Origin of the sequence: Shewanella sp. MSW (assembly GCF_007636515.1) — a bacterium.
Classification (GTDB): Bacteria; Pseudomonadota; Gammaproteobacteria; order Enterobacterales; family Shewanellaceae; genus Shewanella; species Shewanella indica.
Genome location: NZ_LVDR01000005.1, coordinates 296,362 through 310,715 on the forward strand (window position 1 = coordinate 296,362; position 14,354 = coordinate 310,715).

Below are 14,354 nucleotides of genomic sequence, written 5' to 3' on the forward strand. Positions count from 1 at the left end.
CGAACAAGTCCCATGTGTGCTCTGCGCCGGCTTACGGGCCTGGATGCAAGGTGTGGTTCGCAGCCAATGGCCCTAGTCCTTTGCAAGAAGCCTTCCTTAGCTGCGAATGGCGACGCCGCTTTGCTTGAGAAAGGCTTTCAGCGCCTGGATCTCTATGATCCCCTTGTGAAATACGCTGGCGGCCAGTGCGGCATCGACCTTGGCCTTGGCGAAGACCTCGAGAAAGTGCGCCATGGTGCCGGCACCGCCGGAGGCGATAAGCGGCACATCGCAGACGGCTCTCACTTTGGCGAGCTGCTCGATATCATAACCCTGGCGCACCCCATCCTGGTTCATCACATTGAGGACGATTTCGCCGCAGCCCTGGCGCTGCACCTCTTCGACCCAATCCAAGGTGTGCCATTGGGTGTCGCGGGTCGCCGCTTCATCGCCGGTAAACTGTTTCACCTTATAGCTGTTGCCATTGGCATCGAAGAAAGAGTCGATACCCACCACTATGCACTGGCGGCCGAATTCATCCTGCAGCCTGCGAATAAGGCTGGGATCCGACAGTGCCGGTGAATTGATGGAGATCTTGTCGGCACCGAATGCCAGCAGCTCGCGTGCCTGGGCCAGGGTCTTGATGCCGCCGGCCACGCAGAAGGGGATGTCTATCTGCTGCGCCACCCGGCTGACCCAGGACTTATCCACCACCCGCGAGTGGGCGCTGGCGGTGATATCATAGAACACCAGTTCATCGGCGCCTTCGGCAGCATATCTGGCCGCCAGCGGCACGATATCGCCTATGGTTTCATGGTTACGAAACTGCACGCCTTTGACCACCTTACCGTCCCGTACATCGAGACAAGGGACTATACGTTTTGCCAGCATGCGATCGCCTCCTCTACGCTGAATTCGCCGGTTAGCAAGGCCTTGCCGATAATCAGGCCGCTGGCGCCGGAATCCCTGACTGCGGCGACATCATCCAGGCTGGCGATACCGCCGGAAGCCTGCCAGGCGATATCGGGAAAGGTCTGCGCCAACTCGCGGTACAGGGCCGTATTGGCCCCCGTCATGGTGCCATCACGGCTGATGTCGGTGACCAGGGCATGTTTAAGGCCCAAAGGGGCAAACTGGGCCACCAGAGATTCCAGGGTTTTACCACCGCCACTCTGCCAGCCGTGAACCGCCACTATTTTCTCGCCCGTGGCATTGATATTGACATCCAGCGCTAGACAGATGGCCTCCGGGCCGTATTGCTCGAGCCAGGCGCCAACCAGTTTGGGCTCACGCACCGCCAATGAACCTATCACTACCCGGGAAACCCCGGCCTTGAATAGTTCATCGAGCTGACGCTGACTGCGTACGCCGCCGCCCACTTGCAGTGGTGTATCCAGGGCGGCTGCGAGCGAAGCTATCAGGCTGCTCTGGCAGCGCTCAGGGTCTTTGGCGCCGGTCAAGTCCACCAGATGCAAGAGTGAAGCGCCCTGGGCCTGATAAGCGAGCAGTTGAGCCTCAGGTTGCAGATTGAAGCGGGTTTCCTGTTGGTAATCGCCCTGAAACAGGCGCACTACCTGACCTTCTATGAGATCGATTGCCGGTATAATCATGCTGCGGCTCCGTTAAAATCATCCTGGGTCAAAGTGAGAAAGTTAGCCAGGATAAGGCTGCCGATAGCGGCGCTCTTTTCCGGGTGAAACTGCACTCCCATAAAGTTGTCTTTGGCAATGGCGGCGCTGAAACGCTCGCCGTAACAGCATTCGGCTATGGTGGCCGCCGAAGGCGCGGCGCAAAAGGAATGAACAAAATAGCAGTAGCTGCCTTCATCGATACCGGTAAACAGCGGGTGCGCTTGGCCGTTTGCATCAAGTACGGGGCTCAGTTGATCCCAGCCCATATGCGGACTGGGCAACCCCTTACAGTCGAGTGAACGTATAGTGCCCGGGATCAGCCCAAGACACTGACATTCATCGGCATCCTCGCCACTTTCCTGCGAGCTGTCACACATGAGCTGCATACCGAGACACACTCCCAGCACCGGCTGTTTCAGCGCCTTGATAACAGGAATTAGCTGTTTTTCAGTGAGCGCCGCCATGGCGGCTCTGGCTGTGCCCACTCCGGGAAGCACCACTCTTTCGGCGCTGCGGATAACCTCGGCATCATCACTGATACAAACGTCGGCGCCGAGACGCTCGAAGGCATATTTCACCGAGCTCAAGTTGGCGCAGCCGGTATCTATTATCACTGTCTTGGCAACGGCTTGGGTCATTACAACACTCCCTTACTGGAAGGCAAGGCATCACCTTCAACCTTGATGGCCTGGCGCAGAGTGCGCCCCAGCACCTTGAACAGCGCTTCTACCTTGTGGTGGTCATTGTCGCCCTCGCAGCCAAGGTGCAGGGTGCAGCGCAGGCCGTCGGCAAAGGAGCGAAAGAAGTGCGCTACCATCTCTGTGGCCAGCTCCCCGACCTTTTCCCGCTCAAATTCGGCGTTGAACTTGAGGAAGGGGCGGCCGGAGAGATCCAGCAGGCAGTCGCCACGGGCTTCATCCATGGGTAGGGAAAAGCCGAAACGGGCAATACCGCGTTTATCGCCCAGCGCCTGACGCAAAGCATCGCCCAGCGCCAGCGCGGTATCTTCCACGCTGTGGTGATCATCTATCTCCAGATCGCCGTCAACCTTGACTGCCAGTTTGAAATTGCCGTGGGTGGCAATCTGATCCAGCATGTGATCGAAAAAGCCTATGCCGGTATTGATGTCGCTGTTGCCGGCGCGGTCGAGATCTACCTCAACCCGAATATCGGTCTCTTTGGTGGTGCGCACCACAGTTGCCTGGCGACCCCGGCTCAAGAGGGCATCACAGATATCGTCCCAGTTGAGCTTTTCCCTGTCATAGCGATAGCCGGTCAAGCCCATGGCCTCGGCCAGGGCAATATCGGTTTGCCGATCACCAATAACTGCCGAGCGGGTGAAATCCACCAGGCCCTGGGTCAGAAACGCTTTTACCAACCCGAGTTTGGGTTTGCGGCAACTGCAGTTTTCATCGTTGAAGTGAGGGCAAATCAACACCTCGCTGAAGTTGACCCCCTGGCTTGAAAAAATCTGCATCATCAGATTGTGGGGCGCATCGAAGTCTTCTTTCGGGAAGGAGGGGGTGCCCAGGCCATCCTGATTGGAGACCATCACCAAGCGGTAACCGGCGCTTTGCAGTTTGAGCAGCGCCGGAATAACGCCGGGTTCAAACACCAGCTTATCCAATCTGTCCACCTGTTTGTCGGTTTGCGGCTCTTCAATAAGGGTGCCGTCGCGATCGATAAAGAGTATTTTCTGGCTCATTGATGTTTCCTTGTGCCGGCCGCTGCCGGGCTGATTATTATCGTTATTGCACCTGGCTCAGGGCGGCGAGCAGCCGCTCGGTATCTGAGTCATCGCTGAAACTGAAACGTATGGCGTCAACAAGACGCGGATCCCGGTAGCTGCGGGCGACTATGCCAAAGCGCTGCAACTGCTCACGCACCTTGGGGGCATCGGCGAAATACGCCAGCAGATAGTTGCCGCCACTTGGCAGTACCCGGGCTCCGAGTCTTTCCAGCGCCGCAGCCACTCTTTGTCCCTGGTTCTTGAGCTGCGCCACATCGGCCTGCATTCTGGCTATGCCCTCAGGGCTTAACGCCAAAGCCGCCAAGCGTGCTACAGGGACAGGTACCGGGTAGGGGGCCAGCACCTGTTTTACCATCTCGATAATGCCTTCATTGGCCAGCATAAAGCCGCAGCGGGCTCCGGCCAGGGCAAACGCCTTGGAGAGGGTGCGCAGTACGACCAGGTTGGGATACTCCTCGAGCAAAGAGGCGGCGCTCAGCTCGGGGCTGAATTCAATATAGGCTTCATCCACTACCACCAGCGTGTCTGGCATGGCCTCGAGCACCCGCAGGATTTCATCCCGGCTTACCCAGGTGCCAGTGGGGTTGTTGGGGTTGCAGATAAACAGCAGTTTGGCGCCTTGGGCCTGGGTTAACGCTTTGGGCAACTGAAAGTTATCATCCAACGACAGCGCCTTGACCTCGACATTGAAGGTCGCGGCGCTGATGGCGTACATGCCGTAGGTGGGGCCAAACAGAGCGATACTGTCTGCCCCCGGGGTGCAAAAGGTGCGGATCAGCAACTCTATCGCTTCATCGGCGCCGCGGCTGCAGATGAGCTGCAAATCCGAGACTCCGGCATAGGCGGCATAGGCGGCTATCACCTCTGGCGGCTGGCACTCTGGATAGCGGTTGACCCGGTCGATATCGGTGTGGTTGAAGGGGGATTCGTTGGCGTTGATCCAGACTTCCCCTTGGCCGCCAAGGCGCCTGGCGCTTTGATAGGGTTCGAGTGCCAAAAGCTCGGGGCGAGCCAGAGCGGCGGCCAGCTCGCGGCTTTGCCGGGTAACGGCAGCTGTAACCTTCTTGAGAGCCGCTGTGGGGCTATTGATGGCTGCAGGCATGGTTGTTATTCCTCTACACTCGCGGACGGCGCGCGCAATGGTGAAGTACTCTCGGACAAAGCACTTGGGGATGAAACACTCTCTGTTGAACCTTCTGCCCCGGATACCCCAAGAGAGGCCAGACGCAGGGCAACGGCATTGCTGTGAGCATCAAGCTGCTCTGCCTGGGCCAGGGTCATTACCGAGGGGCCCAAGGCGCACAGACCTTCGGCGCTCAGCTCCTGCACGGTAAAGCGGCGGCAGAAATCCGCCAGTGACAGGCTGGATACCGAGCGGCTGTAGCCGTAAGTGGGCAGCACATGGTTGGTGCCACTGGCGTAATCACCCACAGATTCCGGGGTGTAGGGGCCGAGAAACACAGAGCCGGCGGCGCGGATTTGTGCCAGCAGCGCTCTTGGGCTACGGGTCTGGATGATAAGGTGCTCGGGGCCATAGCGATTGGAAACGGCTGCAGCCTTATCCAGTGAATCCAGCAGTAAAATACGGCTTTCGGCCAATGCTTGGCGGGCAATGTCGGCGCGGGGCAGGGCCGTAAGCTGTTTGTCCAGCTCTTGGATGACGGCTTTTGCCAGCGATTCACAGCTAGAGAGCAGTATCACCTGAGAGTCGGGACCGTGCTCGGCCTGTGACAGGAGATCGGCCGCCACAAAGGCTGGACTCGCAGTCTCATCGGCGATGACCAGCACTTCGGATGGCCCCGCCGGCATGTCGATACTGACTCGCGCCCTGGGATCCTGGGACAACTGGCGCTTGGCTTCGGTGACATAACGGTTGCCGGGGCCAAATATCTTGTCCACCGGCGCTATGGTTTCCGTGCCCAATGCCAGCGCGGCAATGGCCTGGGCGCCACCGGATTGGTAAATCTCTTCGATGCCGCATTCGCTGGCGGCGTAGATGATGGCGCTGTCTATCGGAGCCGGGCTTATCAAGACTCGGCGGCGACAACCTGCGATTCGGGCCGGCAGCGCCAGCATCAACACAGTGGAGATCAGCGGCGCGCTGCCACCCGGTATATAGAGGCCGACGCTGTCTATGGCCTCACTTCTGAGTTCACAGCGCACTCCGGCCTGGGTATTGATATCCAAAGCCTGAGGTTGCTGCGCGCTGTGGAACACATCTATGTTGGCCATGGCGGTCTTGATGGCGTCTTTGAGCTCAGGGCTAACGTCCTGGGCAGCGGCCTTTATCTGCGCCTGACTGAGGGCGATATTCTCAAGGGGGATATCATCAAAACGCTCGCTGTACTCCCTGAGGGCTTGGTCACCCTTGGCGGCGACGGCCTCAATGATCTCGCTGACGCTCTGCTCAAGCGCTTTGCTGCTCACCAGGGAGGAGCGCTGGAGCGCGGCGGCCTGCTCGCTTTCGCTCAGTTTGTCCCATACCAGATACTGCATGCTTCACCCCATCATCTTTTCAATTGGCATTACCAGAATCGAGCTGGCACCGAGCTTGGTCAGCTCTTCCATTGTGTCCCAGAACAGATCTTCGGTGCTGACCGCGTGGATGGCGACCCGGTTGCTGTCATCGTTGAGCGGCAACACTGTGGGGTTCTCCGCGCCGGGCAGCAGAGCAACAATCTGCTCCAGGGTTTCAGTGGGAGCGTGCAGCAGGATATATTTGCTTTCACGGGCGCGGATGACGCCGTTGACCCGGCTCATCAGCTTGTCGATCAAGGCCTGTTTGGCCGGGGTTTGGGTTTGCTGTGATTGGATGACACAGGCCATAGAGCGAAAGATCACTTCGGTCTCGTACAAGCCATTGGCTTCCAGAGTAGCGCCGGTGGAAACCAGATCGCAGATCCCGTCGGCGAGTCCGGCGCGGGGAGCGACTTCTACTGAGCCCTTGAGCATACAGTCGCGATAACTTATGCCTTTATTTTGCATAAAACGGCGAAGCAGGTTGGGGTAGGAGGTGGCAATTCGCAAGCCTTCCAGTGAGGCGGCGTCCTGATAAGGGAACTCACTGGGTACCGCCAGCGATAAACGGCAGGCGCCGAAGTCCAGTTGTCTGAGTTTGTTACAGGCCGAAGGTTTGCCCAGTGTCTGCCGTTCTATCTGCTCCTCTTCCAGCACATTCTCGCCAATGATCCCCAAATCGACCACGCCATCCATGACCAGGCCGGGAATGTCGTCATCACGCACCCGCAGCAGATCCAGTGGCATATTGTCGGCGTGGGCTATCAGACGCTGTTCGTTGACGGTGAATTTTACGCCGCAGTTTTTCAGCAGTTGTTGTGATTCTTTCGAAAGCCGGCCCGATTTCTGGATGGCGATGCGCAGTCGATTTGAAGTCATAGTGGTCATTCCTGTTGGTCAATTCAATCTTGGTTAAAAAACTCAAATCCGGAAACGAAAAACCCCCGGAATTCCTTCCAGGGGTTTTCAGATCTTATGAATCAACCGCCAGAAGGAATGAACCTTCGGCAGTCAGCTCCGAAGGCTACCGCTCGTGGTGGTGATGATGGATAGCGTTGCGAAGCTGTGTCATGTAATAAATCCTGTGATTTCACGCTGTAATTTGGCAGCGCATAAACATTCAATTCTGAGCCGATTCGGCTGGTGTGTTTTTAAGCTAATCCCTTTGGCAGGAATTTGCAACACCCAAAATCAAAAAATATCTGCTGCTTGAAAAGGATTCATCAAGGGAAGGGGCGAACAAGTCCCATGTGTGCTCTGCGTCGGCTTACGGTCCCGCTTGAGCATAAGTTTGCGAATCCTTAGCCTGAAGAGTTTGGTTTAAGTGGTTATGTTAACTATATCAATGCCAATTCTGTTGGCTAGAGCGGCTTGGCGATAAGGTTTGTCCCTTGTATCCGTCACTCAAATAGTGATAATGCACGCCATACCCCAGGGCAAAATGGAGCACAATGCGTAATCGACTCGTCAGCGAAACGGCACTGGCCTTCGCCCCGGGCGGCCCTTTGGCCTCCAATATCAGGGGCTTCAAGCCCAGAGAACCGCAACTGGAGATGGCCCGCGAAGTGGCCCAGTTACTCCATGGCCCAAGCGGTGCTGCAGTGCCTTTGGTGCTCGAAGCCGGCACCGGGGTTGGCAAAACCTTCGGTTATCTGATCCCGGCGCTGCTCTCCGGTAAGCAGGTGATTGTCTCCACCGGCTCAAAGAACCTGCAAGAACAGCTGTTTTATAAAGATCTGCCGGCCTTGCTGCAGATGCTGGATCTGCAAGTTCGGGTGGCGCTGCTCAAAGGGCGCAACAATTATCTGTGTCAGTTATTGCTGGAGCAGCAGTTGGATGGTGCCCAGAGCCGCAGCCCGGAAGTGCTTGATGATCTGCTCAGGATAAATCAATGGGCCGCGGCCAGCACAGATGGCGATCTTGGCACGCTGGCCACGGTTTCCGAGCAGTCGCCGGCACTGGCGCTGGTGGCTTCTTCGAAAGAGCGCTGCACCGGCAAGCGCTGCGCCTTCTATGACAGCTGCTTTACCCGCAAGGCCAGACAGAAAAGCCTGGAAGCCAGGATTATCGTGGTTAACCATCATCTGTTTTTTGCCGACAGGATCCTCAAGGATACCGGCTTTGCCGAGTTATTGCCCGATGCCGATGCGGTGATTTTCGATGAGGCTCATCTGCTTGCCGATATCGCCGTAACCTACTTTGGGCGCCAGCTGTCGCTCGCGGCCATGCAGCGAGTGCTGGAGCGGGTGGAAGCGGTATATCAACAGGAACTCAGGGATACTTCACAACTGAGCGATCTCGCCAGGCGCTGCGGCTCCCGCCTGGCGGATTGGGCGCAGATGACCCAGGCTTCCGGGCAAAGCGACTGGCGTCCCTTGTTGGCCGATAAAGAACTTGCAAGGCAATGCTGGCAGCTGCTCGAAGAGTTTCGGGCGCTGGAGCGGGTGATGCTGGCCAATATCGGCCGCAGTGATGAACTGGATGATTGCCTGGAAAAATGGCTCGATTACTGCGGGCTGCTGCAGCAGTTTTTCAACTGTGAAGATCAAAGTGCGGCTTACAGCATAGAGCAGGGCAGTCGTCTGCCGACGCTGAGAATGGCGCCTATTGATGTTGCCAAGGCGTGTCAGGCGCTGTTTGAGGTGCAAACCCGTTGGCTATTTACCTCGGCAACGCTACAGGTGAATCGCAGCCTGAGCCATTTTTGCCGGACATTGGGACTTAAGGGGGCCAGGGAGCTTATTCTGGACAGCCCCTTTGACTATCGGCGCCAGGCAATTTTGTGTGTCCCCAGGGAGCTTGGGGATGTGCGCTCTGAAGGGGATTATCAGTTTCGGCGCCTGCTTGAGGTGTGTGAGCAGGCGATTAATGCGGCCAAGGGCCGAACCTTTATTTTGTTTACCAGTCACAGGATGCTCCAACGGGTGGCGCAGGCGCTTCATGGTCGCAGTCGTTATCCACTCCTGGTGCAAGGCAGCGCCGGTAAGCAGACCTTGCTGAAAAAGTTTCGTCAGCTGGGTAATGCCGTGCTGCTGGGCACCGGCAGTTTTTGGGAAGGTGTGGATGTGCGCGGCAAGTTACTCTCTTGCGTGATAATCGACAAACTGCCCTTTGTATCTCCGGACGATAATCTCTATCGCGCCAGAGCCGCAGAGATCAACAAGCGACAGGGTGACCCCTTTGTGGAGTTGGCCTTGCCCCAGGCGGTGATAGCACTCAAGCAGGGTGTTGGACGGCTCATTCGTGACGAGAGCGACCGCGGTGTGCTAATTCTCTGTGATAATCGCATCGTCAATCGCAGCTATGGTCAGGCATTTCTCAACTCCTTGCCGCCCATGTACAGAACCCGAAATTTGCAATCTGCCTTGTCTTTTCTTGAAGGTATAAATTGATTAAAAACAGTTAGATACTGTTGTTGATAGTATTTATCCAATTTTGGGGGCAAATAAATTGATAGCAAAAGGCGCCTACTTTCTGGCGCCTTTTGCTCTCTGTACTAGCGATTAGTCGCGATCTGCGGCCAGCCAGGAAGCAAATTGCTTGGTGTAGTAGCTGACAATCAAGCTGGCACCGGCGCGTTTGAAGCCGACAAAGCTTTCGGTAACCACGGCCCTTTCGTCCAAAGCGCCGGCCAGAGCAGCGAACTTGATCCCGGCATATTCACCGCCCACATGATAAGCCGCCAAAGGTAACTCGGTACGCTCTCTCAATTGTGACAACACATCCAGATAAGGCGTACCTGGCTTAACCATCAGAATATCGGCGCCTTCCTCTTCATCGAGCAGGGCCTCCAACAGCGCTTGCCGGCCATTGGCGCTATCCAGTTGATAACCTTTACGATTGCCGCTGAGTTCACAATCTACCGCCGCCCGGAATGGGCCATAGAAAGAGGAGGCAAACTTGGCCGAGTGGGCCAAAATGGCGACATTTTCAAAACCGGCCGCATCCAGGCCCTCACGTATGGCCCGAATTTGGCCGTCCATCATGGCCGAAGGAGCCAGCATGTCGGCACCGGCGCGGGCAGCGCAGACAGACTGCTTGACCAGGTTTTCCACAGTCGCGTCATTACAAACTTCATTGTGCTCGACCACACCGCAGTGGCCGTGATCTGTGTACTCGCAGAAACAGATATCCGGGATCACCAGCATCTCGGGTGCTTCCTGCTTGATGGTGCGGATCATCCGAGCCAACAGGCCGTCATCGTTCCAGGTATCGCTGCCGATGGCATCTTTATGGTGTGAAATACCAAAGGGCATCACATAGCGAACCCCGAGGGCCTTCAGTTCACGGATCTCTGCTGCGAGCATGCTTTCGGGCAATCTGCTGATCCCGGGAAGGGTGCTGATGGCCACAGGCTCTGTAATGCCTTCTTCGATGAACAGTGGGTGCACCAGATCTGTCAGGGAAACTTGCTGCTCGCGAACCAGATCCCGCATGGCTTCTGAGCTGCGAAGACGGCGAAGACGACGAAGAGGTTTGGTGAAGCTGCCGTGACGGCAATGACTGTCTGACATGAGAGTTCCTTTACTGCTATGGCGGATGCGTGGTTGCCAAATACTGTCTCAAGACTCGGTAACCAGCACTAAGCTATTGAGGTTAAAGGGGCGCAAGCGCCCAAGTGCGCCTAGGATACCCTTTGCAGGAAACGCGATACTATGACGGGGGTCACAGTTCACCCAGGCAGATGTTGGCAGGTGCAATACTGGTCTCACAGGGACTTGTGCCTTGTTGCCATTGCTGCTTGTCGAGCTTGGCGGTGCAGCCACTGTCTTCCATCAATGCCTGTTCACCATCTGCGCTGCACAGCAACAAGAGGGCATGATCTTCGATACGAAACAGGTGCAGTTGGTATTGACTGAATGGCTCGAGCAGGGAGGCGTCATGGGCTGTGGCCAACGCCAATAAAGTTTGGCCGTCGAGATTGGCCGGATGATTTTCATAACGTATGGTGGCTTCGGCGGCGCTGGTTACCTTGGTCAGTGCCGGTGCCAGTTGTTGGTATTCCTGATCATGCCTGTCACCGAGTCCGCAGCCACCAAGTGTCGGTAGCAGCGCCAGCAGCAGGCAGACGATTGGGCCTTGATGGAAAATTGATTTCATCCTTGAATCCTTATCTATAAATAGTAGGTCGGTGCTAGTTCCTGTTAGGTCTGTTCCTGCCAAAACGCCAGCTCACCGGCGGCATTCCGCCCCGTGTCCAAATTCCAGTTTTTGATACTTTCCAGATAGGCGCTGTCTTGCTCAAGCACACCAGTGGCGATAAGTTGCCAAAAGTGTTTGACCTTTTCTCTGGCGCGCAGAAAAATCTCGTCATAATGCATCTCGCCCTCTGGGGTAGCTAGGATTAAATACGCTTTTTCGATCTGCTCCTGCTCCGGGTAGAGGACGGCGAACTTGACGCCCAGGTGGCGGGCAAACGGCAGCAGTCTGTTGCCTTCCTCGGCAATTTTGTCCACCACAGTGATAAAGCCTTTATGCCAGTCATTGATGGCCGGCGGGTTACTGGCCCATTCCTCGATATAAACATCTCTGAAGCAGTTGTCCCACAATTTCTCTATGACAGGATCCAGCTTCTGGCCTGTGGCATCGCAGCAGGCGGCAATGCCGGAGTCCAGGTGTTCGGACAGACCTATTGCCCCGAGATTGAGCTTGGGATAAATATATGCATCCTGATGCATTTCACAATGCCTGTGGGCATCGGCGTTGTCTTCGTAGGGGCCTACCTTCATCTCAATAACCGGATGGACAGTGACATCTGTGATCACATGGGCACAATAGCCCAGCAACCAGGCCAGGCCCTTGTCGCGTTCTTCCCCTTCACTGCAGGCCAGGTGACGCACGCTGGCTTTGAGCATTTCGCCGCTATGATGGTAATGCATCTTGTCGGCCCAGCTTTTGGCCTGTTGGCGATCATTGAGAGCAAGATAGGGATAATCCGGGCTGACCGCCCCAAGCTCGCAGTACTTGAAGTGTTTCAGTAAAGCGCGAATAGCGGCCTTGGGCATATGGGGAACAGCCTCGAGTTCAAGTGGCTGTCTGAGGCTGTTGACCATTGTGAGGTGTGCATAGGCGCCTGGCATTCCCTGGCCTCCAATCCTTTGCTATTGCGTGCTGTTCCTTGGGGTTAACCTTAGCCGCTTAAGGTGACAACGGCCATAGCCCGAAGCTACTATCAAGCACAATTTACTCACGAGTAAATCAGACTGGCCGCTTTCCTTGGTTGATACACGGAAACCTTCCTTAGGAAACGGCCGCTGAAGCCTGTGCTTTACTGCGGCGGATATGGCGCTCCACCAGAGCACCTATCAGGTACATCATCAAGTAACCGCAGCCGAGAGCGAGGATCACCGCCACCACATTGGCCGTCAATTGCCTGAGCAGGAAGAAAGCGCCTATTAGAGTAATGATGCCGGCCAGGCGGATCAGCAAACTGGCATTGAAGTAGCCTTCGGCCTTGATATAGGCCAGTTGATAACCGTTGAGCATCAGAAAGATGAAGAAAATGGCATAGTGCAACAGTACCGGGACGGCGCCGTGATACTGGGGCGGAAACAGCATTCTGAACAGGCTCTCGCCGCCCAGCAGCATGACAACAAAGAAACTGATGCTGACAATCAGCGCCAGCTTGTAGAGCCAGTGTTTGATGGCGCGGATCTGTTCATTGTCCCGGGCGCGAACACATACCGCCAATTCCGGCAATACGAAGCGGTAGATGGGGAATACAAACAGCAAGGTCATATAGGTAAATACCGGCCTGACCACCACTTGGAAATCCCCCAGCTCTTCGACGCTGAAATAACGTATGGTCAGCAGTACGGTAATATAGATCATCAGAATGCTGGAGCCTGCCTCGAGCGAGGCGGTGACACTGCGCTTCATAAAACTTTTCAGCGCCGGCTCCAGATTGACCTTGGCGAGCGGCGCGGTGGCGATTTGACGCCGCCTTCTCAGATACATAAAGGCCGCGATAATCAGAGACGATAGCGTCGTGGCGTAAAAGAGTGCCCCCAGCGGCGCCATACTCAGCCCGTAGTAACAGATGGCAAAGGCCAGCACCAAAGACAGCGGCTCCATCCAGGTTACCTTGTTGCTGATTTCATAGAGACGATACATGGCAACCAGGTTGGTAAAGTACACCTTGAGCCCCATGCTGACTATAATGCCCACCAGTTGCAGGTACTCCACATCTATGGCGAGTTTGTGCTTGATATAGGGCAGTATGATGCCCCAGGTCAGCAGCACTACAAGGATCAGCACATAGCGGAAAATATTGATGATATCCCTGTCGTTGCGGGTCTGGCTGTAAGACACCACCATAGACGAGCGAAAGCCTGTCATCAGGATCAGTGACAACGAGATGATATCGATAACCGTGTGGTAGATAGCCAGATCCGCCTTGGGAACCCAGCTTGCGAGCCAGACTTTAAAGGAAAACCCGATTGCTATGCTGATGAGCGTGGCCCAAATACCGGCGACAAAGGCACGTTTCAACCGCGAAACTGCGGTTTCATTGGAAGACTGAGAGAGGCTGGACATAACAGACGCTAACCGAAAAGGGGACTCTATATTAGTTGAGAACTGTTCTCATTGTCCATGATAAGGATCACAAGGGCAGATCCGGGCTTGGTTTCGGCGTATTTGATGGTATGATCCCGCCGCTATTAACTCGCCGAAGGCTATACCTTCGCTTATCAAGGTTTAAACCATGACATCGACTACACTTGCCAATTCTCCTGTTATTCTGGCTCTGGATACCTGTACCGAACTCTGCTCAGCGGCGCTGGCATGGCAAGGTGGCAGTATTGCCGAATCTGTCGATGCTCCCCGTGAACATAGCCAAAGATTGCTGCCTATGATAGAGAACTTGCTGAGCCAATCCGGGCTCAAGATGCGGGATATCGGCCTTATCGCCTATGGCCGAGGGCCAGGCAGTTTCACCGGTATCCGCATCTGCACCTCTATGACTCAAGGGCTGGCGCTGGGGCTGGATGTACCTGTAATCGGTATCTCTACCTTGGCCGCCATGGCGCAGCAAGCGATAACCGAACATGGTGCGCAGCAGGTGATTTGTGCCATAGATGCCCGCATGGGCGAAATCTATTGGGCGGCGTTTGAACAGGAATCCGGCCTGGCCAAACTGGTGGGCATAGAGCAAGTGAGCGCCCCTGAGACAATGACCTCGCCCTTTGCCAATGCGGATAAGGTGTATTGCTGTGGCACAGGGTTTGACGCCTACCCGGCACTGTTACAACATGCCGAGAACTTGACCTTGCTTGATGCGGTGAAATATCCTCAAGCCAGTGCTATGCTTGCTTTGGCAAGCCTTGGCTGGCAACAAGGACAGGCCACCTCGGTCGATGAGCTGGCGCCTGTGTACTTGCGAGATACAGTTGCCTGGAAAAAACTGCCGGGAAGGGAATAGGGCTTCAGGCGGGTTAACTGCCTCATGGGCTTGGGGCAAACGGAGAGCAAAGCAG

At 55.8% G+C, this 14,354-nt stretch carries 13 protein-coding genes; 2 read left to right on the forward strand and 11 right to left on the reverse strand.

Annotated features, from left to right (window positions below; translation table 11 throughout):
* Nucleotides 1-96: 96 nt before the first annotated feature.
* From hisF to hisG, 7 genes are read right to left on the reverse strand one after another with little or no spacing between them, the layout of a single operon-like run.
* On the reverse strand, nucleotides 97-870 hold the full coding sequence (hisF, locus tag AYI96_RS07745; RefSeq protein ID WP_144361345.1) for an imidazole glycerol phosphate synthase subunit HisF: 774 nt from the start codon (nucleotides 868-870) through the stop codon (nucleotides 97-99).
* On the reverse strand, nucleotides 852-1,589 hold the full coding sequence (gene hisA / locus AYI96_RS07750; protein WP_039033226.1) for a 1-(5-phosphoribosyl)-5-[(5-phosphoribosylamino)methylideneamino]imidazole-4-carboxamide isomerase: 738 nt from the start codon (nucleotides 1,587-1,589) through the stop codon (nucleotides 852-854). Before hisA ends, hisF begins: the two co-directional genes overlap by 19 nt.
* Nucleotides 1,586-2,248, reverse strand: a complete 663-nt coding sequence (hisH, locus tag AYI96_RS07755; RefSeq protein WP_101096414.1) for an imidazole glycerol phosphate synthase subunit HisH — start codon at nucleotides 2,246-2,248, stop codon at nucleotides 1,586-1,588. Before hisH ends, hisA begins: the two co-directional genes overlap by 4 nt.
* Entirely contained in the window at nucleotides 2,248-3,315 is a 1,068-nt protein-coding gene (hisB, locus tag AYI96_RS07760; RefSeq protein WP_039033224.1) for a bifunctional histidinol-phosphatase/imidazoleglycerol-phosphate dehydratase HisB, read from the reverse strand. Before hisB ends, hisH begins: the two co-directional genes overlap by 1 nt.
* A gap of 43 nt (nucleotides 3,316-3,358) precedes the next feature.
* Entirely contained in the window at nucleotides 3,359-4,462 is a 1,104-nt protein-coding gene (gene hisC / locus AYI96_RS07765) for a histidinol-phosphate transaminase (RefSeq protein ID WP_144361346.1), read from the reverse strand.
* A gap of 5 nt (nucleotides 4,463-4,467) precedes the next feature.
* Nucleotides 4,468-5,856 carry a histidinol dehydrogenase gene (hisD, locus tag AYI96_RS07770; protein WP_144361347.1) on the reverse strand — a complete coding sequence of 463 codons (1,389 nt, stop codon included), beginning with the start codon at nucleotides 5,854-5,856 and terminating at the stop codon, nucleotides 4,468-4,470.
* A gap of 3 nt (nucleotides 5,857-5,859) precedes the next feature.
* Nucleotides 5,860-6,756 carry an ATP phosphoribosyltransferase gene (gene hisG, locus AYI96_RS07775; protein ID WP_025011635.1) on the reverse strand — a complete coding sequence of 299 codons (897 nt, stop codon included), beginning with the start codon at nucleotides 6,754-6,756 and terminating at the stop codon, nucleotides 5,860-5,862.
* Nucleotides 6,757-7,328: 572 nt separating this feature from the next.
* Between hisG and AYI96_RS07780 the strand changes: the two genes are divergently transcribed.
* On the forward strand, nucleotides 7,329-9,269 hold the full coding sequence (locus tag AYI96_RS07780; protein ID WP_101096419.1) for an ATP-dependent DNA helicase: 1,941 nt from the start codon (nucleotides 7,329-7,331) through the stop codon (nucleotides 9,267-9,269).
* A gap of 111 nt (nucleotides 9,270-9,380) precedes the next feature.
* On the opposite strand, the gene hemB is transcribed toward AYI96_RS07780, so the two are convergent.
* The 4 genes from hemB to AYI96_RS07800 form a co-directional block, all read right to left on the reverse strand.
* Nucleotides 9,381-10,391, reverse strand: a complete 1,011-nt coding sequence (gene hemB, locus AYI96_RS07785; RefSeq protein WP_144361348.1) for a porphobilinogen synthase — start codon at nucleotides 10,389-10,391, stop codon at nucleotides 9,381-9,383.
* A gap of 151 nt (nucleotides 10,392-10,542) precedes the next feature.
* A complete protein-coding gene (locus tag AYI96_RS07790; RefSeq protein ID WP_144361349.1) occupies nucleotides 10,543-10,977 on the reverse strand; it encodes a hypothetical protein in 435 nt (144 codons plus the stop codon).
* A 44-nt stretch (nucleotides 10,978-11,021) separates the two neighbouring features.
* Nucleotides 11,022-11,957, reverse strand: coding sequence for a zinc dependent phospholipase C family protein (locus AYI96_RS07795; RefSeq protein ID WP_071476592.1), 936 nt, complete (start codon nucleotides 11,955-11,957; stop codon nucleotides 11,022-11,024).
* Nucleotides 11,958-12,117: 160 nt separating this feature from the next.
* On the reverse strand, nucleotides 12,118-13,413 hold the full coding sequence (locus AYI96_RS07800; protein ID WP_144361350.1) for a hypothetical protein: 1,296 nt from the start codon (nucleotides 13,411-13,413) through the stop codon (nucleotides 12,118-12,120).
* 169 nt (nucleotides 13,414-13,582) lie between these two features.
* Between AYI96_RS07800 and tsaB the strand changes: the two genes are divergently transcribed.
* On the forward strand, nucleotides 13,583-14,299 hold the full coding sequence (gene tsaB, locus AYI96_RS07805; protein WP_144361351.1) for a tRNA (adenosine(37)-N6)-threonylcarbamoyltransferase complex dimerization subunit type 1 TsaB: 717 nt from the start codon (nucleotides 13,583-13,585) through the stop codon (nucleotides 14,297-14,299).
* Nucleotides 14,300-14,354: the final 55 nt, after the last annotated feature.